At 68.1% G+C, this 26,521-nt stretch carries 28 protein-coding genes and 1 pseudogene; 6 read left to right on the top strand and 23 right to left on the bottom strand.

The window, feature by feature from the left end; genetic code table 11:
• Positions 1-11: 11 nt before the first annotated feature.
• The 11 genes from ACTJLF_RS08545 to ACTJLF_RS08495 are packed head-to-tail and all read right to left on the bottom strand — an operon-like array spanning position 12 to position 11,570.
• Complete coding sequence (locus ACTJLF_RS08545; protein WP_440882866.1) at positions 12-1,460, bottom strand: NAD-dependent succinate-semialdehyde dehydrogenase; 1,449 nt, start codon at positions 1,458-1,460, stop codon at positions 12-14.
• 11 nt (positions 1,461-1,471) lie between these two features.
• Complete coding sequence (locus ACTJLF_RS08540; RefSeq protein WP_440882865.1) at positions 1,472-2,923, bottom strand: NAD-dependent succinate-semialdehyde dehydrogenase; 1,452 nt, start codon at positions 2,921-2,923, stop codon at positions 1,472-1,474.
• A gap of 50 nt (positions 2,924-2,973) precedes the next feature.
• On the bottom strand, positions 2,974-4,656 hold the full coding sequence (locus ACTJLF_RS08535) for a bifunctional 3-(3-hydroxy-phenyl)propionate/3-hydroxycinnamic acid hydroxylase (RefSeq protein WP_440882864.1): 1,683 nt from the start codon (positions 4,654-4,656) through the stop codon (positions 2,974-2,976).
• Between the two features lie 47 nt (positions 4,657-4,703).
• Positions 4,704-5,000 (bottom strand): NIPSNAP family protein, encoded by a 297-nt coding sequence (locus tag ACTJLF_RS08530; RefSeq protein ID WP_440882863.1) that lies wholly within the window; start codon positions 4,998-5,000, stop codon positions 4,704-4,706.
• Positions 4,997-5,869: an alpha/beta fold hydrolase gene (locus ACTJLF_RS08525; RefSeq protein WP_440882862.1), complete on the bottom strand. Its 873-nt coding sequence runs from the start codon at positions 5,867-5,869 to the stop codon at positions 4,997-4,999. The genes ACTJLF_RS08530 and ACTJLF_RS08525 overlap by 4 nt, the downstream gene beginning before the upstream one ends.
• A 20-nt stretch (positions 5,870-5,889) precedes the next feature.
• Positions 5,890-6,492 carry an amino acid synthesis family protein gene (locus tag ACTJLF_RS08520; protein ID WP_440882861.1) on the bottom strand — a complete coding sequence of 201 codons (603 nt, stop codon included), beginning with the start codon at positions 6,490-6,492 and terminating at the stop codon, positions 5,890-5,892.
• 54 nt (positions 6,493-6,546) lie between these two features.
• A complete protein-coding gene (locus ACTJLF_RS08515; RefSeq protein WP_440882860.1) occupies positions 6,547-7,056 on the bottom strand; it encodes a VOC family protein in 510 nt (169 codons plus the stop codon).
• A 16-nt stretch (positions 7,057-7,072) separates the two neighbouring features.
• Positions 7,073-8,110, bottom strand: a complete 1,038-nt coding sequence (locus ACTJLF_RS08510; protein WP_145761144.1) for a WD40/YVTN/BNR-like repeat-containing protein — start codon at positions 8,108-8,110, stop codon at positions 7,073-7,075.
• A gap of 25 nt (positions 8,111-8,135) precedes the next feature.
• Complete coding sequence (locus ACTJLF_RS08505) at positions 8,136-8,930, bottom strand: SDR family NAD(P)-dependent oxidoreductase (protein WP_440882859.1); 795 nt, start codon at positions 8,928-8,930, stop codon at positions 8,136-8,138.
• Positions 8,931-8,973: 43 nt separating this feature from the next.
• A complete protein-coding gene (locus ACTJLF_RS08500) occupies positions 8,974-10,533 on the bottom strand; it encodes an acetolactate synthase large subunit (protein ID WP_440882858.1) in 1,560 nt (519 codons plus the stop codon).
• Positions 10,534-10,583: 50 nt separating this feature from the next.
• Positions 10,584-11,570, bottom strand: coding sequence for a Bug family tripartite tricarboxylate transporter substrate binding protein (locus tag ACTJLF_RS08495; RefSeq protein ID WP_440882857.1), 987 nt, complete (start codon positions 11,568-11,570; stop codon positions 10,584-10,586).
• A gap of 581 nt (positions 11,571-12,151) precedes the next feature.
• On the opposite strand from ACTJLF_RS08495, the gene gstA (ACTJLF_RS08490) reads away from it, so the two are divergent.
• Genes gstA (ACTJLF_RS08490) through ACTJLF_RS08470 form a run of 5 tightly spaced genes read left to right on the top strand, consistent with a single transcriptional unit; the run spans position 12,152 to position 16,534 of the window.
• Positions 12,152-12,778: a glutathione transferase GstA gene (gstA, locus tag ACTJLF_RS08490; protein WP_440882856.1), complete on the top strand. Its 627-nt coding sequence runs from the start codon at positions 12,152-12,154 to the stop codon at positions 12,776-12,778.
• Positions 12,779-12,810: 32 nt separating this feature from the next.
• Positions 12,811-13,452, top strand: coding sequence for a glutathione transferase GstA (gstA, locus tag ACTJLF_RS08485; protein WP_440882855.1), 642 nt, complete (start codon positions 12,811-12,813; stop codon positions 13,450-13,452).
• Between the two features lie 32 nt (positions 13,453-13,484).
• On the top strand, positions 13,485-14,462 hold the full coding sequence (locus ACTJLF_RS08480) for a Bug family tripartite tricarboxylate transporter substrate binding protein (protein ID WP_019655342.1): 978 nt from the start codon (positions 13,485-13,487) through the stop codon (positions 14,460-14,462).
• 34 nt (positions 14,463-14,496) lie between these two features.
• Positions 14,497-15,480, top strand: a complete 984-nt coding sequence (locus ACTJLF_RS08475) for a Bug family tripartite tricarboxylate transporter substrate binding protein (RefSeq protein WP_440882854.1) — start codon at positions 14,497-14,499, stop codon at positions 15,478-15,480.
• A gap of 49 nt (positions 15,481-15,529) precedes the next feature.
• Positions 15,530-16,534, top strand: coding sequence for a Bug family tripartite tricarboxylate transporter substrate binding protein (locus tag ACTJLF_RS08470; protein ID WP_440882853.1), 1,005 nt, complete (start codon positions 15,530-15,532; stop codon positions 16,532-16,534).
• 18 nt (positions 16,535-16,552) lie between these two features.
• On the opposite strand, the gene ACTJLF_RS08465 is transcribed toward ACTJLF_RS08470, so the two are convergent.
• From ACTJLF_RS08465 to ACTJLF_RS08445, 5 genes are all read right to left on the bottom strand, one after another.
• Positions 16,553-17,344, bottom strand: a complete 792-nt coding sequence (locus ACTJLF_RS08465; protein WP_440882852.1) for an IclR family transcriptional regulator — start codon at positions 17,342-17,344, stop codon at positions 16,553-16,555.
• A gap of 77 nt (positions 17,345-17,421) precedes the next feature.
• The gene (locus tag ACTJLF_RS08460; protein WP_440882851.1) at positions 17,422-17,541 is read right to left on the bottom strand and encodes a hypothetical protein; all 120 of its coding nucleotides are present in this window, start codon (positions 17,539-17,541) and stop codon (positions 17,422-17,424) included.
• Positions 17,538-17,717 carry a ribbon-helix-helix protein, CopG family gene (locus tag ACTJLF_RS08455; protein WP_440882850.1) on the bottom strand — a complete coding sequence of 60 codons (180 nt, stop codon included), beginning with the start codon at positions 17,715-17,717 and terminating at the stop codon, positions 17,538-17,540. Before ACTJLF_RS08455 ends, ACTJLF_RS08460 begins: the two co-directional genes overlap by 4 nt.
• A 181-nt stretch (positions 17,718-17,898) precedes the next feature.
• On the bottom strand, positions 17,899-18,963 hold the full coding sequence (locus ACTJLF_RS08450) for a relaxase/mobilization nuclease domain-containing protein (protein ID WP_440882991.1): 1,065 nt from the start codon (positions 18,961-18,963) through the stop codon (positions 17,899-17,901).
• 55 nt (positions 18,964-19,018) lie between these two features.
• Entirely contained in the window at positions 19,019-19,600 is a 582-nt protein-coding gene (locus ACTJLF_RS08445) for a hypothetical protein (protein ID WP_440882849.1), read from the bottom strand.
• 432 nt (positions 19,601-20,032) lie between these two features.
• On the opposite strand from ACTJLF_RS08445, the gene ACTJLF_RS08440 reads away from it, so the two are divergent.
• Positions 20,033-20,473: a helix-turn-helix domain-containing protein gene (locus ACTJLF_RS08440; RefSeq protein WP_440882848.1), complete on the top strand. Its 441-nt coding sequence runs from the start codon at positions 20,033-20,035 to the stop codon at positions 20,471-20,473.
• Between the two features lie 461 nt (positions 20,474-20,934).
• On the opposite strand, the gene ACTJLF_RS08435 is transcribed toward ACTJLF_RS08440, so the two are convergent.
• The 7 genes and pseudogenes from ACTJLF_RS08435 to radC form a co-directional block, all read right to left on the bottom strand.
• On the bottom strand, positions 20,935-21,204 hold the full coding sequence (locus ACTJLF_RS08435; RefSeq protein WP_440882847.1) for a hypothetical protein: 270 nt from the start codon (positions 21,202-21,204) through the stop codon (positions 20,935-20,937).
• A gap of 121 nt (positions 21,205-21,325) precedes the next feature.
• Positions 21,326-21,604: a type II toxin-antitoxin system Phd/YefM family antitoxin gene (locus tag ACTJLF_RS08430; RefSeq protein ID WP_440882846.1), complete on the bottom strand. Its 279-nt coding sequence runs from the start codon at positions 21,602-21,604 to the stop codon at positions 21,326-21,328.
• Positions 21,605-21,915: 311 nt separating this feature from the next.
• Positions 21,916-22,224: a type II toxin-antitoxin system RelB family antitoxin gene (gene relB, locus ACTJLF_RS08425; protein WP_440882845.1), complete on the bottom strand. Its 309-nt coding sequence runs from the start codon at positions 22,222-22,224 to the stop codon at positions 21,916-21,918.
• A 172-nt stretch (positions 22,225-22,396) separates the two neighbouring features.
• Positions 22,397-22,754: pseudogene (locus tag ACTJLF_RS08420) on the bottom strand (DUF2958 domain-containing protein).
• A gap of 757 nt (positions 22,755-23,511) precedes the next feature.
• Positions 23,512-24,417, bottom strand: a complete 906-nt coding sequence (locus ACTJLF_RS08415) for an ArdC family protein (protein ID WP_440882844.1) — start codon at positions 24,415-24,417, stop codon at positions 23,512-23,514.
• A 617-nt stretch (positions 24,418-25,034) separates the two neighbouring features.
• Positions 25,035-25,430 carry an ATPase gene (locus tag ACTJLF_RS08410; RefSeq protein WP_440882843.1) on the bottom strand — a complete coding sequence of 132 codons (396 nt, stop codon included), beginning with the start codon at positions 25,428-25,430 and terminating at the stop codon, positions 25,035-25,037.
• A 405-nt stretch (positions 25,431-25,835) separates the two neighbouring features.
• Entirely contained in the window at positions 25,836-26,471 is a 636-nt protein-coding gene (gene radC / locus ACTJLF_RS08405; protein ID WP_440882990.1) for a RadC family protein, read from the bottom strand.
• Positions 26,472-26,521 lie beyond the last annotated feature (50 nt).

The following is a 26,521-nucleotide window of genomic DNA, read 5'->3' as shown; positions in this document are numbered from 1 at the left end:
GCCGGCATTCGTCAGATGCCGGCCATGTTGATGTACTTGATCACGAGGTAGTCTTCGATACCGTGCTGCGATCCCTCGCGGCCGAGTCCCGACTGCTTGACACCGCCGAAGGGCGCGACCTCGTTGCTGATGAGACCGGTGTTGACGCCGACCATGCCGTACTCCAATTGCTCGGCGACACGCCACACGCGGCCGATGTCGCGGGAATAGAAGTAGCTCGCCAGGCCGAATTCGGTGTCATTGGCCATCTCCACGACTTCGTCGTCATCGACGAAGCGGAACAGCGGTGCGATCGGGCCGAAGGTCTCCTCGCGCGCGACACGCATCTCCTGCGTGACGCCCACGACCACAGTGGGCTCGAAGAAGCTGCCGCCAAGCACGTGCCGCTTTCCACCGACGATGACCTGCGCACCCTTTTCTGTTGCATCCTTCAGGTGCTCCTCGACCTTACGGACCGCTGCTTCGTCAATGAGCGGGCCGATGCGCACACCCTCCTCATCACCTTGACCTACCCTCAGCGACTGCAAGGCCTCAGCCAGCTTTTGGGCGAAGGTGTGATAGATCTTGGCATGCACGTAGAGCCGGTTGGCGCACACGCAGGTCTGGCCGGCATTGCGGAATTTCGAAATGATCGCGCCCTCGACCGCCGCGTCCAGGTCTGCGTCGTCGAAGACGATGAAGGGCGCGTTGCCGCCCAGCTCCATCGACACCTTCTTGACGGTGGCCGCCGTCTGCTGCATCAGCAGCCGCCCCACCTCGGTGGAGCCGGTGAAGCTGAGCTTGCGCACCACGGGGTTGGTCGCCAGCTCGGTGCCGATGTCGCCGGCGGATCCGGTCACCACCGACAGCACGCCCGCGGGCACGCCGGCGCGTTCGGCCAGCACCGCCAGTGCCAGTGCCGTGAGCGGCGTCTGGCTCGCAGGCTTGACCACCATCGTGCAGCCGGCCGCGAGCGCGGGGCCGGCCTTGCGCGTGATCATCGCCGCAGGGAAGTTCCATGGCGTGATGGCTGCGCACACGCCGATAGGCTCGCGCACGACCACGATGCGCTGCGAGGCGACGGGCGAAGGAATAGTCTCGCCATACACGCGCTTGGCTTCTTCGCCGAACCACTGAATGAAGGAGGCCGCATAGGCGATCTCGCCGCGCGCTTCCGCCAGCGGCTTGCCCTGCTCGGCCGTCATGATGCGCGCCAGGTCTTCCTGGTTCTGCAGGATGAGCGCGTGCCAGCGCGCGAGGATGGCCGAGCGCTCGTGCGCGGTGCGGCGGCGCCACTGCGGCCAGGCAGCATCGGCCGCTTCGATGGCACGCCGCGTGGCGGTGGCGTCCAGCCGTGGCACGTGCCCGATCAACGCGCCGGTGGCGGGGTTGGTGACGGCGATGGTCCGCTCGGCGGATATCCATTCGCCCGCCACCAGGCATTGCTCGCGTAGCAGCGAGGGGTCGTCGAGAGTCAGCATGGGGTTCCGATTCAGATCTGAGTGATGAGCTTGGTACTGAGAAAACTGTCGAAGGACTCCGTGCCGCCTTCGCTGCCAAAGCCGCTGTCCTTCACACCGCCGAAGGGCAGCTCCGGATGCGCCATGCCTGAATGGTTGATGTTCACCATGCCGGCCTCAAGGCCGTCGCCCACACGGGTCGCGGTCTGCAGCGAACGGGTGAACACATAGCTCGCCAGGCCGAAGGGCAATGCATTGGCCTGCTGCAGTGCCTCGTCGACGGTGTCGAAGCGCGACAGCGCGGCAACGGGACCGAAAGGCTCTTCGTGCATCATGCGCGCATCGGCGGGCACGTTGGTTAGCAGCGTCGGCGCGTGGAAGTGGCCTCTGACTCCGGTGGGCCCGCCAATCCGCCCGTCGATGTGCCCGCCGCCCGTCAGCAGCTCTGCGCCGCGCGTGCGGGCGTCGTCCACCAGCGCCTGCACTGCCTGGAAGCGGCGCTCGTGGATCAACGGGCCCATCTGCACGCCATCCTCCAGACCGTGGCCCACCTTCACCGTCCCCAGCGCAGCGGCGAAGGCTGCGGCAAAGCGGTCGTGCACGCCCGACTGCACATGGAAGCGCGTCGGCGACACGCAGACCTGGCCGGCGTTGCGCGTCTTCAGCCGCGCCAGCAAGGCCACGGCGGCGTCCACGTCGGCATCGTCGAAGACCAGCACCGGCGCATGGCCGCCCAGCTCCATCGTCATGCGCTTCATGTGCTGGCCAGCCAGCGCGGCCAGCTGCCGGCCCACCGGCACTGAGCCGGTGAAGGAGACCACGCGCACCAGCGGCGACTCGATGAGCTGGCGCGAGATGTCCGCCGGCACGCCCCACAGCAGGTTAAACACGCCCGGTGGCAGGCCCGCATCGTGAAAGAGCCGCGCCATGGCCACCAGCGCGCTGGGCGATTCTTCCGGCCCCTTGAGCACGATGGGGCAGCCAGCCGCGATGGCGGCCGCGGCCTTCTTCATCGCCTGTCCGAAGGGAAAGTTCCACGGGCTGAAGGCGGCGCACACACCCACCGACTCGCGCACCACCAACTGGCGCACGCCCGGCTGGCGCCCTGGGACCACGCGGCCGTAGACGCGGCGGCCCTCCTCCGCGTGCCACTCGACGTGCTCGGCGGCGTTCAGCACCTCGGCCACGGCGTCGGCCAGCGGCTTGCCGTTGTCCAGCGTCATGGCGCGGCCGATCTCCGGCGCACGCTCGCGCGCCAGCACGGCCACGCGGCGCAGCAGGTCCGAGCGCTCCAGCGGCGACACGCGCCGCCAGCCCGCGAAGGCCGCATGGGCGGCCTGCACGGCGGCCTCGACGTCCTCGGCCTCGGCCCACGGCAGCAGGCCCAGCGGCTGCAGCGTGGCGGGATCGTGCACGGCCTGTGTGCGCCGGCCCTGCGCGCCGATGAAGCGGCCGGCAATGTAGAGCGAGAGTTCTGGATACATGGTGAGAGGGCGCCGCGGCGCGGGTGTTCGGGCGCGGTCTGCGCGAGGTTTCAGGCCGCCAGGGCCTCGGGCTGCACGAGGGATTGATTGGCTGCGCGCTGCGGCAGCACCGCGTCGTCGGGGGCCAGCACGGCTTCGCAGAAGCTGCCCAGTTCGGCCGCGGCATCGGCCCGGCGGCCGACGGCGGCGATGAAGCGGTCGGGGCGGATCAGCACCCAGTCCACGTCCTTGCCGTGGAACCAGAAGTGCAGCGTGTTCTCCAGGTCCTCGATCATCGTGCCCGTGAGCTGCCCGGGCAATGGCGAGCCGGCCTCGTTGCCCATGCTGCGCGAGCGCACGGCCACGTAGTGGTCGCAGCCCAGCCGGGCGAGCTGCGCGTGCAGCGCGGCGGGCACGCCCGCCAGCGCATCGCAGCGCCAGCTCAAGAGCGCGAAGCGCGCGCCGACCACGTCGTCGAGCTTCTGTGGCAGGCCGCGCTCGCGCTCCACGTTGGGCTGTATGAACATGCGGCCCACGAGCGCGTCGCGCGCGGCCACGCCGCTGTTGCGCACGATGCCCTTCGCGAAGCGCGGCATGGGCTTGAACCTCATCTGCAGCACGTAGTCGCGCACCTTCGGAATGTTCCGGATCGCCATGAAGAAGCGGTCGCGCGCCCAGGCCAGCAACGGGTTGCGCTGCGACAGCACAGCGCCGAAGGTGTCGGCCAGGTCGATCATTGCCTTGGCATGGGCATGGCGCTCGTCGTGGTAGCTGTCCAGCAGCTCGGGCCGCAGCCGGCCCTGGAGGATCCAGGCGAGCTTCCAGCCCAGGTTGAACGCATCGCGCACGCCGGCGTTGAGGCCCTGGCCGATCCACGGCGGCGTGATGTGCGCGGCATCGCCCGCCAGGCAGACGCGCCCCGAGACGAAGTTGCCCGCCACGCGCGAGTTGTGCGTGTAGACGCGTGCCCGGATGACGTTCAGCGCCGCCGGGTCGGCCACATGCCGGCCCAGCAGTTCGCGCACCTTGTCGGGCGCGAGCATCTGCTCGCCGTCTTCGCCGGGAAACAGCATGAACTCCCACCGCCGCAGGCCGTAGGGCAGACGCAGGCAGACATAGGGGCGATCGGGTTCGCAGTGCAGCGCGGTGTAGGGAGCGTCGAGCGGATCCTGGTCGCACTCGATCACCACCCACTTGGCCGGGTGGGTGCGCCCCTCGTAGGACAGCCCCAGCATCTCGCGCACTGCGCTGCGCCCGCCGTCGCAGCCCACCGCGTAGGCGGCGCGCACCTGATGCTCGGCGCCTGACTCGTCGCGCAGGGTGGCGGTCACGCCTGCCTCGTCCTGCACCAGGCCCACCAGCTCCAGGCCGAGCCGCAGCTGAACGTGCTCGAAGCGCGCCAGGCCGCGGCGCAGCGTCTTCTCGCCAAGGGGTTGCGAGAACAGGTTGCGGCGGAACCAGCCGTACTCGCGGGTGCTGGGCAGGATCTCGGCGAAGCACTGCTTGCGCGCGGTGTACATGCGCATGGGCACGTTCTGGATCATGTCGCGCAGCATCTCCTCGGCCAGGCCGGTGGCCTGGAAGGTGCGCAGGGCCTCGTCGTCCAGCCCCACGGCGCGCGGAAAGTCGAACACTGCCGTGCTGCGCTCGACCACCAGGGTCTGCACGCCGTAGGTGCCCAGCAGGTTGGCCAGCGTCACGCCGACCGGGCCGGCGCCGATGATGAGGACGGGGGCTTCCACGGAAGCGCTCATGAAAACTCCTTGGGACTGGGACTGAAACGGCGGCCTGCGCGAGCGCCTCAGGCGGCCGAGAGCAGCCGGCTCTCCTGGCGCACCAGCAGGTGCCGCACCTGCTTGCGGAATTCCGCGAAGGCCGGGTCGGCCATCAGGGCGGCACGGCGCCGTGCGCGCTCGTCGAGGTTGTCGAAGACCCAGTGGAAGACCAGCTGGTTGATGTCGCCGCTTTCCGGCGTCATCAGCGCCACCAGTTGCCCGAGCGTGCGGGTCTGCAGCTCGCGGCCGCACTCGTTGTAGATGCGCAGGTAGTCGCGCACGCCGCCGGGCACGAGGGTGTAGGTTCTGAGTTCGTGGATCATGGATGGGACTGGCCCGGTGCGGCCGCCTCGGGCCGCTTCAGGAAGGTGGTGACGGCCTCGGCGAAGAGCACCGGCTGGTCGTCGTGGACATAGTGGCTGGCATCGGGGATCTCGACGGCGGCGATGCGCGGGTTCAGGGCCCGCATGTGCGAGACCATGGCCGGCTGCAGGTAGTCGGAGCGGCCGCCGCGCACCACCAGCGTCTCGCACTGCAGTTGCCTCACGCAGGCGGCAAGGTCCACCTGGCGGGTGGGGTCGGGGTTCAGGCGCGTGGCGGCGATGCCCGCGTGGTCGTAGCGCCAGGTGAAGCCGCCGCCGCTCATGGGCTTGAGCATGCTCTGCAGCCGTTGCTGACGCGCCTCTTCGGTTACCGTGGGACGCAGCGCGCGCATGAACGCGGCGGCCTGGTCCCAGGTCGCAAAGGTCGCCGGCGTGGTCGCAAGTTCCTTCTGAATGCGGGTCCCGCCATCGCTGGCTCCGGAGGCTCCGGGGCCGGCATCCTCGATCACGAAGCGGCGGATCTGGTCGGAATTCCGTGCGGCATACACGATGGCGTTGATGCCGCCCATCGAATGGCCGAGCAGGTCGAAGCGCTGAAGGCCCATCTGCGCCACCAGCGCCTCGACGTCGGCGACGTAGGTGTCGGTGTAGTAGTTGTGATCCGGGTCCCAGTCGGTCTCGCCGCGGCCGCGCTGGTCGAAGGCGATGACGCGGAAACCGGGCTGCAGCGCGGCCGCCACGCCCGCGAAGGTCTCGGCGTAGCCGCGGATACCGTGCAGCATCAACACCGGCCAGGCATCGGGCTCGCCCCATTCGGTGACGTGAAAGCCCAGGCCGTCGTGGCTCAGGCGGTAGTCTCGGCGTTTCATGTGCGGCTCTCCGGCGGCGCTCAGACGAGGCCGTCCTCGCCCTTGATCTCGGAGGCCTTCAGGCCGCCCAGTCGCGCGTTGAGGCGCCCGCGCGTGGCGAAGGCCCAGATCAGCACCACCTCGTCGCGATTGGGGCCGTCGCCAAACATGGCCGAGACGGTGTCGTAGTGCGAGCGCACGTAAAGCGCGTCCTTGTGCGCCAGCGGAATGTCGATGACGGTGCCCGGCCCGCCGCGCTTGCCGGTGGATGGCACCCACGACTTGCCGCCGCCCACGCCTTCGCGCACCGGGTTGGCGGCGGGATTGGTCAGCAGCGCGTTGCCGTGCTCGTATTCGCCGTCGATGCCCACCAGGCAGGCCTTGCCGTAGCTCTCGATGGCCTGGCCGCCCGCGGCCTCGCGGATGCGGCGGCCGAACTCCTTGCCCAGCTCGGGCGAAGGCGCGATCCAGGACGACAGGTCTTCGACGTAGCGGCCCGCGAACGGGTTGCGCAGGCAGGCGGCGATGACGATCTTGCGCAGCGGCTCGCCGTCGGCGGGTGCGCCGGTCTCGCCGGCCAGGGTGTCCTCGATCTGGAGGTACCACTTGCGGATGTGGAAAGCGCGGAGGTCGGGGGTGCTCATAATGATCGTGTTCAGGAATGGGTGTGAATGGGATGGATGTGCAGCGGGCTGCGCTCACAGCGGCTGCAGGTCCAGGGCGTTGCTGGGCGCGTTGTATTCGCCCAGCAGGCGCTTGGCTTCCTCGTCGTCGTGGACGAGCTCGAGGAAGAACTCGAAGCGGTGGCCGTCGGGGTCGTGGAAGTACAGGCCGTAGCCCACCTTGTGGTCGGTGGTCTTGACCACCTCGACGTTCTTGCGCAGCAACATGCCGTAGAGCCGGCGCAGATCGTCCAGGCCGCCCTCGATCTCCAGGCCGTAGTGCTGCATGTTCACGGTGCCGCGGCTGGCGGCCTCGGGCTCGTCCACCTGGATGAGCGCGATGTCGTGGTGCTTCTGCCCGAAGGAGAGGAACACCCATCGCGCTCCGCGCGCCGTGACCTGCATGCCCAGCACTTCCTCGTACCAGGGGGCGGAGGCGAAGGGGTCCTTCACGAACAGCGCCAGGTGCGTGCGGCGGATGCGCGGACGGACCTCTGCGACAGTGCTGCCGGTGCCGTCGGCGTGCGAGGGGTTGCGGGTGTTCATGGCCGGCCTCCGTGCTTCAGTGGATGGACTGCGGATGCGCGTGAACCGGCGCCACGAAGGGCGTCCAAGCCACCGAGGTGATCTCGCTGAAGTCGCGCCACTCCTTGAACCAGCTGCGCCCGCCGTTGGTGGAGCGCAGCAGGTGGCCGTACTTGGTGCCTGCGAAGAGCAGCCCGCGGTCGCTCGGGTGCGAGCCGAAGGCCCACACGGTGGAATTGGGCGCGGTGTTCAATAGCGTCGGCGCCCAGGTCTCGCCGCGGTCGGCCGAGCGGTAGATGCGCGTGCGCGAGCCCGGCGTGCCGTCGCCGAGGGCCAGCAGCAGTTCGCGGCCTTCGGCGTCCAGGGGCTGCACGGTGCGGGTGTAGTAAAGGCCGTCGAAGCGGTCCTTGGACGGATGGCAGACGAAGCTCCGGGCGTCGTCGATGCTTTCGCACACCGAGTTGACGGTGACCACGACGTGCTTGGCCGGCGCATCCTGCGTGGCCGGCAGCACCGAGATCGCGTGGATGTCGGAGTTGTTGATGCCGCGCCCGGGCGTGTCGATGCGCTCCCAGCTGTCGCCCGCATCGCGCGTGCGCCAGGCGCCGCCTTCTTCCACGCCGAACCAGGCTTCGCCGGCGCGCTGCGGGTGGAAGGCGATGGTGAGGATGCGCGGGCGGTGCACGCCGGAGCAGAACTCGGGCAGTTCCACGTCCAGCAGCTGCCAGCTCAGGCCGCCGTTGCGCGAGCGGTACATGCGCGCTCGCGAAGGTGCGCCCGTGCCCGCGAACACCAGCTGCGGATCCAGCGGACTGAAGGCCAGGGCCCACACGGTCTGGCCATCGGCTGGCGAGGCCATGCGCTGGAAGTGCGCGCCGCCGTCGATCGACAGGCAGATGCCCACGTCGGCGCCCGCCAGCACGCGGCTGGGGTCCGACGGGTCCACGGCCAGCGCACGCACCGTTCCGTCGAATTCGATGGCCTCCTTCAGGCCCAGTCGGTGCCAGGTGGCGCCATCGTCCACGCTGCGCAGGATGCCCTGCCCTGCCGTGCCCACGAGAATGGTTCCGTTCATGTCTGTGACTCCTTGGATGGATGGCTCAGAGGAAGATGCCGCGCGTGATGCCGCCGTCGACCGCGATGGATTCGCCGGTGATGGCCGCCGCGCGGTCCGAGGCGAGGAAGAGCACTGCGTCTGCGATCTCGTTGACCTGCAGCACGCGGCGGATAGGGGTGGCCTTCGCATAGTTCGCCTCGACCTGCGCGGGTGTGAGGCCCTGCAGCTTGGCTTCCTTGGCGTAGAGCTCGTGGATGTGCGGGGTCTCCACCACGCCGGGGTGGATCACGTTGACCGTGATGCCCGAGGGGCCGAGCTGGTCCGACAGGGTCTTGGTCATGTGCGCCACGGCCACGTTGCGCATGCCCGAGAGCTGCTTGCTGCCGCGGCCGGTGAGTCCGCCGATGTTGATGATGCGGCCCCAGCCGCCCTTGCGCATGTGGGCGGCGCAGGCTTTGGCGAAGCGCATGTAGCCGACCACCTTGATGTCGATGTCCTGCAGCAGCCCTTCGGGATCGGCGTTCTCGATCTCGCTGCGCACCAGGCCGCCCGGATGGGCTGCGCTGTTGACCAGGATGTCGATGCGGCCGAAGTGCGCCGCCGCCTTGTCAACCGCGGCCTGCACCTGCGCGGTGTCGCTCACGTCGGCGGGGGTGACCAGCACCTCCACCCCGGTCTTGGCGGTGATTTCTCTCGCGGCTTCTTCCAGTGCACCCTGGCTGCGCGCCACGATGGCCACGCGCACGCCCTCGGCCGCGAAGGCTTCCGCCACCGCCCGGCCGATGCCCAGGCTGCCGCCCGTCACCACGGCCACTTTGCCCTTGAGTCTGAGATCCATGTTCGATTGCTCCTTGGATGGGAAAGGCGCCTGCCTGTGCGGCTCAGAGCGCCATTTCGATGAGGGCCGGCCCGCGGCGCCCGAAGGCGTCGCGCAGCTGGACCGAGAGTTCTTCGGCCGTGGCGGCCCGCGTGGCCGGCACGCCATAGGATTGCGCCAGCCCCACCCAGTCGATGCGCGGCGAGTCGAGCGCGGTGAGCGCCTCTGCGCGCGCACCCAGCGCGGCGCCGCCGCGGCGCAGTTCGTTGCGCAGGATGGCGTACTGGTGGTTGGCGGCGATGAGCACGACCACGTCGAGCTGCTCGTGCGCCATCGTCCACAGCGACTGGATCGTGTACTGGGTGCTGCCGTCCGACAGCAGCCCCACCACCCGCCGTCCTGGGCAGGCGATGGCCGCACCCACCGCCACGGGCAGGCCCTGGCCGATGGCGCCGCCGGTGTTGGTCAGCGTCGTGTGCGGCGCCGCAGCAGCCGACGCGGCATAGAAGGGATAGCCGCAGGTGCCGCCTTCGACCGAGACGATGGCGCCTTCGGGCAGTGCACGCGTGAGCACCGCGCCGATGGCCGCGGGCGTGAGCACGCCGGTGGGCTCGGCCGGCAGCGGATGCACCGGCGCCTCGAACGCGGGGGCCTGCAGTGCATCGGCCAGTTGCTCAAGTGACTCGGCCACCGGATGGCCGGGCTCGCCCAGGCTCAGCAGGCGGTCCGCATCGACCATCCGGCTGGGATGGCCCGCGTAGCCGAAGTAGGTGACGGGCGGCAGTGCGCCAGCCAGCACCACCAGGTCGGCGGGGTCGAGCACGGCGCGCGCCGGCTCGGGAAAGTAAGGCAGCCGGTCGAACGCCGGCAGGCCCTGGCCGCGTTCCGCGCGGGCCGGGAAGGTTTCGGCATAGGCCGTGGCGCCGAGCAGTGCGCACAGCCGCGCGGCGGCGCGTTGGGCGCGCACGCCCAGCCCGCCCAGTTCGCCACCGCCGCCCAGCAGGAAAACGATGCGGCGCGCCGAACGCAGGCGTTGCGCGCAGGCGGCGATGTCGAAGGGCGCGGTTGATGCCGCGGCCTGCGCCGGGGCGTCGGCCGCGACCGACGCACCCTGCAGCGGATCGGCCTGGTAGTCCGCCGGGAAGATCAGCGTTGCGCCCTGCCCGCCGTTGGCCAGCGACTGGCGCACCGATTCGGCAGCTGCGCGCGGTGCATCGGCCGTGCTGGCGATGCGGTGAACCCAGCCCGACACCGGCCGTGCCAGCGACTCGATGTCCGAGGTCAGCGGCGCATCGAAGGGCAGGTGCCAGCTGGTGTGGTCGCCGATCAGGTTGACGATCGGCGTGCGCGCCCGGCGCGCGTTGTGCAGGTTGGCGATGCCGTTGGCGAAGCCCGGGCCCAGGTGCAGCAGCGTGGCGGCGGGCCGCCCGAGCATGCGGCCGTAGCCGTCGGCCGCGCCGGTGCAGACGTTCTCCTGCAGGCCGATCACGCAGCGGATCGAATCCTGGCCTTCCAGCGCGCGCACCAGGTCCAGCTCCGTCGTGCCGGGGTTGGCGAAGCAGGTGTCCACCCCTTCGCCGGAGAGCGCCGCCCACAGGGCCTGCGCGCCAGTCTGCTCAGTCATCGCCGATGTCCTCTCGTTGCTTCTCTATGTGGGAAATGCCGTGACCGACGTCACTGCACCTTGATGCCGCGCTCGCGCACCAGGCGGCCGATGCGGTCGTTGTCCACGGCGATGCGGGCGTCGAGCTCGGCTGGCGTGGAGGCGCCGGCGCCCAGGCCGCGATCGGCCGCCCAGCGCTTGAGTTCGGGCTGCGACAGCACCTTGGTCAGCGCAGCGTTCATGCGCGCCAGGATCTCGGGCGGCACGCCGCTCTTCGCGTGGAAGGAATAGGAGGTGGACAACAGCATGTCCGAGCCGCCCGCCTCCACGATGGTCGGCACGTTCGGCACGATGGCCTGGCGCGTGGGTGCGCCCACGGCCAGCAGCTTGAAGCTGCCCTTCTGCACGTAGGGCAGCATGGCCTCGACGCCGCCGGAGGTGACCTCGACCTGGCCGCCCAGCATGGCCGGGATCACCTCTGCCAGCGCCTTGTAAGGCACATGCAGGAACTTGACCCCTGTGCCCGATTCGAGCAGCTCCATGTTCAGGTGCATCACGCTGCCCACGCCGCCCGTGCCGAAGGTGACCTTGCCCGGGTTGGCCTTGGCATAGGCGATGAACGACTTGAAGTCGTTGGCCGGCAGCTGCGCGCTGGTGACCAGGTACAGGTTCACGTCGGCGATGTTGCTGACGGAGACGAGGTCCTTCTTCGGGTCGTAGGGCGGCTGGTAAAGCAGTGGGTTGACGGTGAGCGTGAGCCGGTCGACCAGCAGGTAGGTGTAACCGTCGGCCGGCGCCTTCACCACCTCGGCCGTGCCGATGATGCCGTTGGCCCCGGCCTTGTTCTCCACCACGACGGAGGTCTTCAGCTCCTTGGAGAGCCCCTCGCCCACGAGCCGGGCCATGACGTCGGGACCTGTGCCCGGCGGGTAGGGCACTTCGATGCGGATCGGCCGCGAGGGCCAGCTGCCCTGGGCCGAAGCCAGCGGCGACACCAGTCCACATGCCGCCGCCAAGGCGACGGCACCACAGACCTGCAGAACGGACTTTCTATTCATTGCGCGATTCCTCGGTACCCCTGCGAAGACGGGACCGACACCAGGAACCAGAGGGGGACGTACCTGGGCGGCAATGGACGAATAACGACGCCGATCACTTGTCGGTCGCCAAATCATATGCTGTTTTGTCGAATAAGCAAAATACAGCAATCATTTTGGCTCCTGGTAGTTTCCCGAATGATCGACTTTCGCCCATGTGATACGGGAGCAAGCAATCAGTGTTCCAGGGCAGAGGGGAGTAGTCGTTCGGTTCATTACTGCATAGCGATAAAAAGATTATCCAGTCTCTACACAAGGAAAATGAGCACCAGGAAGTCATTGAAACTCTCGCCTTCCCAGTCTGTATGTCAACTATCCGAGTACTTCTACTGACACGCACACGTTGGTGCGATGGCATATTTATCGCATAGAAGTAATTTTATGAACATGTCTTCGATCCTATGCAACACAACAGGGCGCCGCTGCACCAGAACGCTGCACGAGCGGCGAGTGGGCACCGCAGCGGCGCCCGGATCAGCCTTCGTCCTATGCCTGCCGAGTTGCAGGCGCGCACCTCCGTCCCCGCGAGGCGCTTTCCTGCCATGAAGCTCTATCTCACTCCCAGGACCTGCGCGCTGGCCGTCGACATCGTGGCGCGCGAGATCGGCGTCGCGCTAGAGCTCGTCTGGGTCGACGTGCGGGCCAAGAGGCTCAAGGACGGCAGCGATCTTCATCGCATCAATCCCAAGGGCCAGGTCCCGGCGCTGGAGACGGACGACGGCCAGTTCCTCACCGAGGGCGGCGTGATCATTCAGTACCTGTGCGACCGCCACGGGGCCGGCCACCTGCTGCCTGGCACCCTCGACATGGAGCGATACCGCGTGCTGGAGTGGATGAGCTTCATGAGCTCGGAGCTGCACAAGACCTTCACGCCGCTGTTCCGCGCCAACACGCCGCCTGCCTACCGTGTCATCGCCATCGAGAACCTGCAGCGCCGCTTCGCCTGGCTAGACCGGGTGCTCGCCGCTCGAAGGTTCCTGCACGCGCAGCGCTTCACCGCGGCAGACGCCTATTGCTTCACGATCGTGATGTGGGCCGAGCTGCACGCCATCGACCTGGCGCAGTGGCCGCACCTGCATGGCTACCTGCAGCGCATCGGCGCGCGCCCCAGCGTGCAGGCGGCGCTGGCCACAGAGCGCGACGAGCTCGCCACCCCGCCGGCAGCCTGAGCCGCCGGCGCCCTTCCATTCCGGAGAACACCATGAAGCTCTATCACGAAGTCCGCGGCTGCTCGCTCGCGGTGGATATCGTCGCGCGCGAACTGCAGCTGCCGCTGGCCCTCGAGTGGGTCAACATGAAGACCAAGCGGCTGGCCGACGGCCGCGACTACTTCAGCGTCAACTCCAAGGGCACGGTGCCCACGCTGGAGATGCCGGACGGCCAGCACCTGAGCGAGGGCTGCATCGTCATGCAGTACCTGGCCGACCAGTGCCCCGGCAACACGCTCCTGCCCGCCTCAGGGTTGCCTCGCTACCGCGTGCTGGAGTGGATGAGCTTCATCGCGGCCGATCTGCACAAGGGCGGTTTCATGCCGCTGTTCAAGGCCGTCACGCCGCCCGCGTACAAGGCCATCGCGCGCGGCATCGTCGAGGCCAAGCTGCAGTGGGTCGACGAGCGGCTGGCGGGCCGCGACTACCTGACCGGCGACACCTTCACCATCGCCGACGCGCATTGCTACACGATCGCCATGTGGACGCGCGCGCATGCCATCGACACGCGGCGCTGGCCCAACCTCGAGGCCTACTTGGCGCGCTGCGGCGCCCGGCCCAGCGTGCGCGCGGCCGAGGCCGCCGCGGCCGCGCAGGGCGAACGCGAGCGCGCAGCAGCCGCTGCCGCGCACTGAGCCCGTCTTCGCCACCCTCGCAAGGACCGACCATGCCCATGCTCCGACGCCTCCTGTTGCCCTGCCTGGCCGCTCTCGCCGGCCTGCTGCCTGTACTGGCCTGCGCCCAGGCCTACCCGACGGCACCCGTCCACCTAGTGGTTGCGTTTCCGCCAGGCGGCGGCACCGACGGCGCGGCCCGGCTGATTGCCGAGAAGCTGGCGCCGGAACTCGGGCAATCGATCGTGGTGGACAACCGCGCGGGCGCTGGCGGCACCATCGGCGCGCAGTCGGTCGCGCGCGCCAGGCCCGACGGCCAGACGCTCTTCTTCGGCACCGGCGCCGAACTGCTGATCAACCCCGTCACGCGTAAAACCGCCCCCTACGACCTCCTGAAGGACTTCATCCCCATCACCGAGGTGGGCACCGTGAGCTTCGTGCTGGCCGTGCCCGCGGGCTCGCCGGTGCGCGACGTGCGCGAACTCATCGCCACCGCGAAGGCGCAGCCGGGCAAGCTCAACTACTCGTCCTTCGGAATCGGGTCGACCAACCACCTGATCGGCGAGCTCTTCCTGAAGGCCACCGGCACCCGGGCTGCGCACGTGCCCTTCCAGGGCAGCCAGCAGGCCATGACCTCGCTGCTGGCCGGCGACGTGGACTTCACCTTCGACACCACCGCCGTGGTGCTGCCACAGATCAAGGCCGGCAAGCTTCGCGCGCTGGCCACGCCTTCCCCCAGCCGGCTGCCCGGCCTGCCCGACGTGCCCACGCTGCAGGAGCTGGGCTACGGCAGGCTGGTGGCCGAAGGCTGGATGGGCGTGTTCGCGCCAGCGGGCACGCCGCCGGCCGTGGTGGCGGCCCTGGGCACCGCGCTGGACAAGGTGATCCGTACGCCCGACATGGAATCGCGCCTCGCTGCGCGCGGCGTGGCGGTGACGGCGGCTGACGGCCCGCAGTTCCGCGCCAAGCTGCAGGCCGAGCTGGACAAATGGCGTCGCGTGGCCCGCGAGGCCGATGTCTCGCTGGACTGACGTGGCCGCTGAGCCTTTTCTGCAGGAGCCCTCCATGCCGATCCTTTTTTCCATCCGCCGCCTAGCCGCCGTCTTCCTGCTGGGCCTGGTCTGCCCGCTCGGGAACACCGCCGCCCGCGCCGAGGCCTGGCCCTCGCGCCCGGTCACGCTCATCGTCTCCTTCGAGCCGGGCGGCTCCACTGACATCTCGGCGCGTGCCGTCGCTCAGGCACTGGCAGTCGAGCTCAAGCAGGCTGTGGTGGTCGAGAACCGCGCGGGCGCGGGCGGGCGCATCGGCACCAGGGCGGCGGCCCTCGCAAAGCCGGACGGCTACACCCTGCTGTGGGGCAGCGGCAGCAGCCTGACGGCGGCACCGGCCATTTATCCCAACCAGGAGCACGTCGCCACGCTGGTGCCGGTGAGCCTGGGTGCCACGCAAGCCTTCGTCTTCGTCACGAATCCGGGCCTGGGGGTGCGCACGGTGCAGGAATTCGTCGCGCTGGCCAAGCGCGAGCCGGGCAAGCTCAACTTCGCCTCGGCAGGCGCGGGCTCCAGCAACCACCTGTTGGGCGAGATCTTCCTGGCCGCCACCGGCGCGCCCGTGGTGCATGTGCCGTACAAGGGCGCCGTCATGGCCAAGGACGCGGTGATCCGCGGCGAGGCCCAGCTGATGGACGAAGTCAGCTCGCCCCTGATCGGCGCCCTGCGCGCCGGTCAACTGGTGCCGCTGTTCATGACCGGCGAGCGGCGCGACCCCGCCTTCCCCGACATTCCCACCGCCGCCGAGGCCGGCCTGCCTGAGATGACGATCCAGGGCTTCTTCGGCCTGCTGGCGCCCGCGGGCACGCCGCCAGAGATCGTGGCGCGGCTCAACGGGGCCATGCGCACCGCACTGGCCTCCGAGACCGTCGCCAGGACCTTCGGCAACCTGGGCTTCACCACTGTTTACAGCACGCCCGGGCAGATGGCGGCCCGCATCGCCGAGGGCCGCGCAACCTATGACCGCATCGTCAAGGCGCGGCAGATCCGCGTCGACTGACGCCAGCCGCTCGCTCCTTCCGTTTTTTCTTCCGATCTCCCATCGCACGATGACCTCTGACCCATTTCCTTCCGTACATCTTGTTGACCGCCGCAAGGCCCTTGGCGCTCTCGCGGCCCTGGCTGCCTGCAGCAGCGGGCTGGCGCGCGCGGCCACCTGGCCGGAACGGCCGATCAACCTCGTGGTGCCGTTCGCAGCCGGCGGCGGTACCGACACCGTGGCCCGACTCATCGGTCAGAAACTGCAGGCCGCGCTGGGCGGCACGGTGGTGATCGACAACAAGCCCGGCGCCAACGGCCTGATCGCCGCGCGCACCGTGCTGCAGCAGCCAGCCGACGGCCACATGCTGATGTTCGGCAGCAACTCCACGCACGTGATCGCCGCGCTCGCCTCCAAGCAGCAGGTGGCGCCCGGCAAGAGCATGCAGGAGGCGTTCACCATCGTCAGCGTGATGGCCAACGCGCCGCTGGTGCTGGCGGTGCGCGCCGAAAGCCCCGCCAAGGACCTGCGCGCCTTTCTGCAGCAGGCGAAGGCCGGCAAGCTCAGCTACGGCAGCTTCGGCGCGGGCTCCTCGGCCCATGTGATGGGCGAGGTGCTGGCCGGATCGGCCGGCGTCGAATTGCTGCACGTGCCCTACAAGGGCTCGTCGCCCGCCATCACCGACCTCATGGGCGGCCAGGTGGATGCGGTGTTCCTCACGGTCGCTGCCGTGGAGGCCATGGTGACGGCCGGTTCGGTGCGCCCGCTGGCGGTGACCGGCCTGCGCCGCGTGAGCTCGCTGCCGGCGGTGCCCACCTTCGAGGAACTGGGCGTGCGCGACATGGGCAATGCCGGCTGGTTCGCGGTGTTCGCTCCCGCAGGCACGCCTGCGCCGGTCGTGGCGAAGCTCGCGACGGCGCTGCAGTCCATCGCGGGCGACGCCGAGGTGCAGTCGCGCATGGTGGCGCTGGGCCTGGAGCCCGTGGTGAGCACGCCGGCACAGGCATTGGAAACATGGCGCCGCTCGCTGGCGGCGGCCGCGCCGATCGTCAAGAAGGCCAACATCGTCTTCTGAACGGGCTGGCCGGCGTCTCTACAGATGCCCGTCGGCCGACAGGCGCACGCTGATCATGTGCGCGGTGCGCTTGACTAGTTCAGCGATGGCCTCCGCATCGAACAGCGCCAGCCGTGCATCACTGCCTAGTGCGGTGACGCTGGCGACCACGAGCCGCCCGCGGCCGAAGATGGGCGCCGACACGCCGGTCTTGCCCTCGTTGAGTTCGCCCGAGGTCCTGCAGTAGCCCTCTCGGCGGATGCGCTGCGCTTCCTCATAGAACGCATCCCACGGGGGTGTGTCGGCGGACTCGCCAGCCATTTCATGGTGCAGCCGGCGCAGCCGCGCTGCCGGAAGAAAAGCCACCAGCGCCTTCGCGCTCGCGCCGCGCGACACCGGCACGGGCCGGCCGCGGCCATAGCGCAGGTGCGGCAGCGGGTCGTTGAACTCGGTGTGCACCGTGATGATGGAGTGGCCATAGAGCTTGGACAGGAACACGTCCAGGCCCGTCTGCTCGGCAAGTTCGCGCATCGGCGGCGCGGCGGCGCGGATCACCGGGTCGGACTCGCGGATGCAGCGGTCCAGCTCGATGATGCGCGGACCCAGTGTGATGCTGCGGTCCAGCCGCACCAGCAGGCCCACCTTTGACAGTTCCTGGATGTAGCGGTAGGCGGTGCTTTTGGGCACCTTCAGGCGGGTGGCGATCTCTTCCACGGTGAGCGAGGGACTGGCCGTTGAGAAGAGCCCCAGCGTGCCAAGCAGACGCGAGAGGCTCGACTCCACCGCGCCGCGCGATGCCGCCTCAAGCTGCCCATCAGTCTCGCCGGACACGGCCGGCGCGCGTGCACTCACAGCTAGGCTGCGCTCCACACTCTCTTTCCGGCGCGCCCCGCGCCCGCCCTCTTGCTTCATCGGGCCGATCTTAGTGGATGCGATTCAGTGATGATCACGAGCTCGTGGTGAGCATGCTGCAGGTCCCGCACACGGGTGGTGACGGTGTGCTCGTGATGGTTGTAGCCATAGCTCACGTTCGCCGCGCACCAAGCGGCCAGACATTTGGAAGGCTTGTCGAGCGTTGCGCTGCCCAGGCGGGAGCGATCAGATCGCGAGCGGCTTCCGAGCGGTTGCCGTACCCTTTGCCGGCGATGAACTCATCGAATTGATGGGTCAGTTCGTCGTCGAGGGAGATGGTGAAGCGTTCCATGGCTGCTGCTCTTTCGCGCGTATGCATCATAGCGGCCTAGATCCACTCATCTTCTCCTTAGTAATCAAGGCGTGTTCGGCAGACGCTTACGCTCAACAGGCGATACATGCAGCTGGAAGGCTTGCAGACCCCGGGCAATACTGCGCCCACTTGGCTGTGACGCGCTGAGTACCCGAGCAACTCAGCCTTCTCCGCGCTGTGGAGCCACACCACGGAATGGGACGCCACCGACATGAACGCGCTCCAGCACTCGATTTCGCGCCGTATTTTTCCAATGCTGGGCCATGCGCTGCCAATCCGTCTGTACAGCTGGCATGCGAGCCACGAAGCGCTCCACGCTGTCGGCCAGTTCCCCTTGGCCTTGCCTTCGCAGCCTGTCGGCAGTCGACTGCCAATCTGTCCGAACCTGCTGCCGTGTGCGCCGCATCTCATCTCTGCCGGCATCCAGGCGTTCTCGCTTTGTCTGTAGAGCCCCGAGCACTGCCCCTAGCTTGGCCCGCATGAAACTCGAAGTTTTCGGCGGCCGCCGACCTGCCCGCTCGTCCGGTCCCAGCCGCCAGAACTCCCGAATCGCACGCAGTCGGTGATGAATCGCGTCTTTCAGCGGCTTGCGGATCTGCCCGCGCACCTGCCGCGGCGTCGCGTTGGCGGCCACGCCCTGCTCCCGCATCAGCGCGGCGAACTGCTCGCGCCACTGGCGCAGCGTCTCCTTGCGAATGTAGAGACGTTTACTGGGCTCGAACTCGTGCTCACACTTGACCACGAGGTGCACGTGCGGGTGTGGCTGATCTGTGTGCAGCGCCATGGCGTACCGGTACTGGAACGCAAAATTCTCCCGCGCAAACGCACGCGCCGCCGCTAGCACCTTCCCCGGGGGCGTACCGGGCGGCATCGATAGCACGATGTTGTGGGCGAGCTTCGGGCGGATGTCCTTCTGGTCTGCGGCCGGCTTGGGCCTGTACTGGCTCCTGCACAGGTCCAGTTGCCAGTCGGTGACGATCTCTTTGGGGGCGCCACGGCCCTGCATGGCGGGTACTTCATCGGTCTCAAGGGGCAGCTTCCCATGCCGGCTGATGTAGCGCAGGTGCGCCTCGACACCATCAGCGTCGCGCCCGCCGCCGGAGACCTTCACCAACACCTCGGGCGTGCGTCCCACCGTGCGCTGGATCTGCGCGATCTCTCCAGTCCCGAAGCGCAGCATGCCACCGGGCCCGCGCCGGCCATAGCTCACGATGTCCAGCGCCATGTCGCGCACGCCATCGGACGATCGGCGGTCGCCGCGCGCCAGCCGCACCGTCTGCTTAGGCACGGGGCACCTCGTGGCTGCGGACCTCCCAGCTGATCAGGTTGCGCTGCGCGATGGCCGCCGTTGCTTCGCGTGCCTGCTCGACCACCCGTCGGGCCAGCGAGAGCGCATCGCAGATCTCGGAGGCTTGCGGCGGCGTGACGTTGTTCGGCAAGCCGAACATCCGGAACTGCCTTCCGAGCGCGGCCAGGTGCGCACAGGTCACCTTGATCTGGGCGAGTTCTTTCGGTGGCAGCACCATGGGTGAGTGCACATGGTTGTGAATCAGCATCGCGAGGTAGCTGCCCGGCTTCATGCCCCGCAACTCAGCCCGTTCAGCGATCAGGGTGCGATCGCCCGCGCGAAGCCGCAGCGTAATGCGGTCTTGGGCGAGGCAGTCGGAGCCCGCGGCACGCGGAGTCTGTGTCGACTCAGATGCGTACGACATAGGCGCATTGGTCCGCAGCACTTCATCGACGAGCTGGGCGAGCAGGCCTGCCTCGGTGAGCTGAAGACACGCCGCGAGTGCAGCAAACCGAGTCCGGGTTTCGGCTGACACCCGGGCCCCAATCACGCTCGATCGAGAGGTCTTGGTCATCGCGAGGCCATCGTTGTAAACAATGTCTGACAGCAGTCTATCCTGCCCTCAACACCGCGCAAGAATTCAGCCCCCGAAGAATTCCCTCCCTCGTCCATCGCCGCCCACGAGCCGGCAACCAACCCGAACCCAGGGTCGCGACCGCGAGGCCCGTCGAGCCGCGCCTGGTGGCGAGCCGGATCGCTCGGATGTTCGGCTTGCCGAACATCGAGGATCGCGAGAGCAGGTTCAAATCGGATGCGCGTCGGGCATCAGTTCCATTGTGCGAACGTGCATGGAGCACACGCGGCCGCCCGGTACGGGCACGAGCGCACGAGTTGGACACGTGGTCCTTGCGCCAGTGTGAGCGAGTGCCAAAGGAATGAGCCCCAGTTCTCACCAGAGGGGCATGCACCTGCGGAGCGGTCGGCGACAAGGCGGCAGAATGCGCGCATGCCCAACATCGCCTCGATACTCAAAGCCGAAATCTCCCGCGTCGCCCGCAAGGAAGTGCGCGCCGAAATCGAAACGCTTAAAAAAGCGTCGATGGCGCATCGCGCGTCGATCGCCGAACTGCGTCGTCAGGTGAGTGCCCTCGAGAAGGAAATTCGACGTGTGGCGAAAGGCGCGACGCGCACTGCCGCCACGGCGGACCCCGTCATCGAGGAAACCACCGGCACCAAGCGCAGATTCAGCGCCAGCCGGCTGGCCACCCATCGCTCGAAGCTCGGGCTGTCGGCGGCAAGCTACGGCCAGTTGGTCGGTGTGTCGGGACAGACGATCTACCACTGGGAGCAAGGCAAGGCGCGCCCGCGCGCGACGCAGCTCGAAAACCTCGCGGCAGTGCGAGGCCTCGGTGCCCGCGAGATCGCGCAGCGTCTATCCGAAACCTGAGCGTCCATGCACGCGAGCTACGCCCACCCGGCGCCTGAGATACCGGCAGCAGGCCGCTCTGGGCACCGCCGAGGAGACGGAACCAACAGGCAGAACAGGCAGCCCCGGCATGCTCCGCGTTCTCACACCGTGGTTGCGCGTGAGCGCAGCCAAGGATGTTGCCGTGCATCGCGCAAGGATTCGCGTGGGCCCAACGGGCCGCACGTGCGATCTCAATGCGCGGGTTTGACTGCCGGCGGCGGGTTGATGACCGCGCCGGCAATCCGCCGAACGATATTCTGGGTCGGACGCCTCGCGCCTCGGCGGGAAGGTCCGGCAGATCCGCAGCCAAATCCGTAGCCAGGTCGCGCTCGCGCTGCAGCGAAAGCAGGACCGCTTCGCTTTCGGCGTGCGCGCATCGCATCGCATCGAGACAGGGTCTGACTGTACGGTGACGGACGGTGCGTATCCCGAAGTGCTCATCAAGGCGCGGGGGACAGGACCATGAGACGAGGGTTGCCGCCGAACTCGCAGGCAGGTCCCACCCTCCCCATCAGATTCGCAAAAGGCGCTTCATCAAAAGCGTGGGGGGCGTGCTGCCGGAGGCCCGCCACGGCGAAAACGATGGTGTCATCGTTCATGCGCCGATAGACCAGCCAGTGGTGTGAGGTAGAGAGGCGCTGAGACTCATAGGTGCCCAGGGATGCAAGCGCCGATACAGGCGCACCCGTCAAGAAGCCTGCGTCGACCATGGTCAGCTTCTCGAAAAGCTCGTCTTCGGCCCCGGGCCCGTGGATTCGTTGCCCTTGTCGAGCAAGTTCTCCTGAAGCGAAAGCAAGTCCTTCTGGGCACCGGGAAGAATCCAGACGACCCTTACTTGCGACGTTGGCGAGCCGCGGCCAGTTGCGCGCGGGATTCGGCGGCGGAAATATCTTTGCCCTGCATGCGATCCTTCTCACCCAAGGCCATGATTTTCAAGGCAGCGATCAGCGATTCCTTTTCCCTGAACTGCTTGACGTTCTCGATCACCATGCAGGCCTTGCCATCCCGCGTGATGAAAAAAGGTGTGACATTCATCACCAGCTCTTCGGCGATCCGGGTGGCGTGGCTCGCCAGGTAGGACAGGGACCTGATTCTGGAGATGGATGGCATGGCAATGCCACCATTTTCAACCAAGAGCCGGCAATTCTTCCGGCCACAACTGCGCGATGTGAAGAATGCGCAGGATGCGAACGCAACCCTTGGCAACAAGGTAGGCCGCAATGTACGGCGTGCGACGGGCGACCAGTGCCCGAGTTCCTGCCATACGCCCTGGACGTCCGCCCTCCGGGAACCGCATTAGCACCAGCTTTTTGCGCCGCGATGCGGATCGTCCACCAAGATCGCGGCACGTGGATCATCTTTCTCGATGAAATCGAAAATGCGCCTCCGGTCCTCCATCGCCAACGGCGACCACTCAAGCCTCACGCGCCATCCGCACCTGCTTCGCGCCGGGCGGCAGCACGGCGCTTGGAGAAATACGACTCGACTTCTTCATGAGGTACGGCCGGGCGCGGATCGTTCAGAGCCTCCTGTACCTTGGCCCGGAACCAAGCGTCGTACGCAGCGGCATCCACAGTCAAGCCTGCCGGCAGCGCCCCTTCCTTGGCCACGCGGGTCAGAACGATCCTCATCACGTCGGAGACGCTCAGGCCGATGTTGTCGAGTATCTCGGTGGCACGCTCCTTGATCTCCGGATCGATGCGAGTCTGAACCAGTGCGTTTGCGGCCATGAAGAGTCTCCAGTCGATGCTGAATTAATCTGTCCTTGTAATTCAAATGAATGGCAACTGCAAAGCAACGGGTTGTGACGCACCGGCCCGGACAGCGTGAGAAACGCGCCGGCGCACGCGCCGAGTGACCGCCAGTCGTGCTGGTGGCCAAGCTCAACGAGCGGCAGCCCTTTCAGGCCTGGATGCGCCCCGCGCGATGGGCCTGCCTCGCATAGGCGCTCAGGCGCCGAACGGCGCGGAAATGCAGGTCCTGCTCGATCGCAGATTCAGGATCCCGCGCAGCTGGGACAGCTCGACGAGGCTCACCCAGCCCGGCTCCGGAAAGCCCATTCCGAGGTCGCACGGGCCGAAGGCGATGTCGGGGCATCGGGATCGATCCCGCCTGGCAGCCAGGTGGCACCGGCATCGGGCGTGAACAGCTTGACCACGGGCAGCGGATCGAAGTCCGATCGCACCTGCGACCGCTGGCCGTTGGCCAGCAGTTGGTCGAATTGCGCCTCGGTGAGGAAGGCGAAACGGGAAGCAGCCATGGTGTTCTCCTTGAACGGTTGCGGGCGGGATGGCCCGGCACCGTTGCCGGCACGCCGCAGCGCAGCGATCAAGGTTCGAAGACGGCCGGGAGACCGCGAGCGCGCCACCGGCGCGCGCAGGCCTTGACGGCGAGAACCGTGTGCCACGCTGAAGGAGCCGACCAGCCGACCAGCCGACCAGCCGGCCACTCCACTCACGTCGTTGCCTTCTGCTTTCTCCCTGCTGCCGCCTTACCCGCATTCCCCGCTTTTTCAGCGCCGGCGCGCCCCGGTGATCGCTCGTGCGCGCACGCCGGACCCTCGGTGTGTGTGTGTGTGTGTGTGGAGGCCCGCGCCAGCCCGGACTGCCCCATGGCCCGTGGCAGCGGCGCGTCGACGGCGTTCCGGCGGCGCAGACGCCGATGCCATCCGGCCTTCAGCACGCCGGCATTCTTCGCACCGGGCGTGCGAGGCATCGCGCATGCGCAAGGCCGATGGCCACACCATCGACGCACAAGGGGCAGGAGCGCCTGCCGCCCACCGCTGACGCCGGCTGCCTCGGCGCCGGCGTTCCCATCGGAAGACGAGCGCCTCTTTCGGCGGCAGCAATAGCACCCTTGCCCGAAGTCCGAACGACACGCCCCATCTCCTCGCCTCGTCGACCAGGACAATGAGGAGGCTCGGCCGCATCACCGAACGAAGTCACCAAGTCCTGAGCGCCTCGCGGCGGGATCCATCGGCCGAAGATCGGCAGGCCATGTCACTGCAGGCGATCGCGTCATGCAAGTGACGCGAGCACCGGCATCTGCCGCGCGACGATGAAATCGAAGGCCTCGCCCGCAAGGCGCATGGCCGTGAAGATCGCACTGCGGTCATGGCGCAGCAACGCCAACCAGTCGGCAAGACGGTCTGAATGGCCTTCGACGACGGCACCGACAAGTCCGCAATGCCCCATCAGCAAGACCGCGCCGAGCTCGGCCACAAGCGCCTCGAACGCGCCGGCGGCATCCCCGTAGCGCGCGCCGAACGCGCGATGCAGCCGCTGCGGATGCCCGCTCCAGTGCACCAGTTCGTGCAACAGCGTCGCCGCGTAGTTCTCGCAACTCGCAAATCGCGTCGGCAAAGGCAAGCGGATCTCGTCGGACGCCGGCACATACGCTGCGCGATCGAACCCATGGCGAATCGCTGCATGGCAGCCACCGACCAGACGCAGCGCTTTTTCCATCGCGCCATGCCACTCGGCCGAAGGGGCTGCGGCACTGGCGGCCAACGGGTCGAAGAAGCGCTTCGCAGCCAGCCCGTCGACCTGTGCGACATTGAACAACCAGAACGGTCGCCACCGCAGGAACCCGTCCTGCGGCCCGGTGACCGGCGCGCCATCACAGCTGCCGCCACTCACGCGCCGGAACTGCGCGCACAACACGCCGCGCTCGCCCTTGCGCACCTGGGCGCCCAGCGCCTGAGCCTGCCTGTAGGTCAGCCACTGCGGTACCTCGAAGCCCTGCATGATCGCCGCGTCCCAAAGCAGCAGCGCATTCACGCCCCTGTAGGACTGCCCCGTGGCGGCATTGCGCGGCGTCCCGCGTACCGCGGCCTGCACCCAGCGCGCACGACATACATGTTCGCCCTGCGCCAGCATCGCCACGATCCGGTCCGTGATCACGCGCTTCACATCCATGTTCATGCCCGCGCGCTCGCCCGAACCCCGCCGGAGCCGCCCCTCATCCGACTCACCTGCAGTGGGAGAGTCCTCGGGGGGCATGGGGGGAACGCCCGAGGTCTGCGGGTCCCGCACCACGGCCGGGCCGGGCACGGCGTCACGAGAAGGGCGAGAAGTTCGAGAAGACGTGGTCATGGCGAAGCCTTTCTGCGGCGCATGCCGCGGTGGTGGAAGGATCTGCTGTCGGAGCCGCCTCGACGCAGAACCGGCAAGGGGCCAGCGAGACGGTCCAGGGCCCGCCCGCAGGCCGCAGCCGAGCATCGCGAGGACCGGGCGAGGACGGGGGCGGCGCCTTCACCCTGGAGCGGGGAGCGACCCGCGCCATGCGTCGATCCAGAGGCGGGACGACTGCAGACCGGCCACCGACACCGGTCATTCGCCACAGCCATGGTCAGCGAGGGCGATGCGCCGGCCGTCACACGCGCACACATGCAGGGGCAACAGGGGGCATGCCGGACAGTCCACCCATCGCCCGAATGGCAACCCAGCAAGGTGCCACCAGGACGAGACACGGCGGGCAACAAAGAAAGTGCGCCGCCCCGCAGTTCGCGAAGCGGCGCATGAAGGACCTCAATGCACGTTCAGTCCTTTTCGGGCTCGATCATCGCCCGCAGCTGCTCGATCACGCCGGGCTCCACGAAAACGCAGGGCGCCTCGGGTGCCAGTGTCACGTGGGTCACCCGGGCAAGGGCCTCGCGCTTGACGTGCGCCAGCCGCCCCGTGCGCCAGGCCTGTTCGGGCCGCATGTGGTCCTGTTCGGCCGGCACACCGCTGCGCTCGGGGTCGCATTCGATGAGTGCGACGAAGCCCTCCTCGAAGAGCCTGCGATGCTCGCCGCACAGGCCCCAGCCTGTCACCGTGTGGCGTTGCATGCTCTGGCGCAGGCGCCTGTCGAACAGGATGCCGCCGGTATCGAAGTTCAAGCCGCATACCAGGCAGAGGTGCTGTTCCAGCGAAACGTGTGATTTTTCGTCCATGACGATCTCCGGTTGTCCGGGCGGAATTGCCCGCGGCCGGAAACCGCACGGCGCAGCGCAGCAGTCAGGGGTCCACGACGGCCGCAGGCCGCCAGCGCCGCGCGCAGCCGCGGCGCGCAGCCCTTGACGGCGAGAACGCCGTGCCACGCTGAAGGCCCCAGCAAGACCGTCCCTCCCCCCCCCTCCCCCCCCTCCCCCCCCTCTCCTCCCTCTCCCTCCTCATTCGTCTTCCCGCTCCTTCCCTTCTTCGCTGCGCTTTCCCCGCACGAACTCGGACGCCCGATCGACAGGCCGGACGAGCGGGCCATCGGACGGACCGCCACGCGGCATCCGACAGCGCTTGCGCAGCCCGGCCCGCCCGCGGCAAAGGCAAAAAAGGGGCGCCGCAGCGCCCCGCGGCCGTGCTCAGAGCAGGCCGCGCTCGGCCATCGAGGTCACCCGGTTCGCACCGACCACGATGTGGTCGAGCACGCGCACGTCGATCAGCGCCAGCGCTGACTTCAGCGCCTGCGTCACGGCCAGATCCTCCGGAGACGGCTCCACCGCGCCCGAAGGGTGGTTGTGCGCGAGGATCAGCGCCGACGCGTTGTGATGCAGCGCGCGCTTGACCAGCTCGCGCGGATAGACCTCGGTCTGCGTCAGCGTCCCGCGAAACAGGTCCTCGAAGGCCAGCAGCGTGTGGCGAGCGTCGAGGAAGAGCACCGCGAAGCTCTCGTGCGCCTGCCCCGCGAAATGCAGCGTCAGATAGTCCGAGACGGCGCGGAGCGAATGGAACGACTCGCGCGCACGCAGCTCCTCGGCCAACAGCTCCCGCGCCAGGCGCAGCCCGCACAGCAGCTGCGCGCACCCCGGCAGCGACGAATCCCGCGCGAAGCACACGAGCCGATGCAGCGAGCGACCCTGTGCCGCGTACAGTGCCTCGGCGTCGGCCCCGAGGAACGGACGCAGCGCCTCGAGCACGCTGCGCTCGCGCGCCGTGAAGCCGGATGAAGAAGCCGAGGAGGAACCCGAAGCGGGTGCCGAGGAAGTCGGCGATGACAGCCCGCACGCAGCGGAACCTGAACAGCCGAAGGGAGTGAACGGTGCGTTCA

Source organism: Variovorax sp. 22077, assembly GCF_052044195.1.
In the GTDB taxonomy this organism is placed as follows: Bacteria; Pseudomonadota; Gammaproteobacteria; order Burkholderiales; family Burkholderiaceae_C; genus Variovorax; species Variovorax atrisoli.
This window is presented reverse-complemented; position numbering and strand designations above follow the sequence as displayed.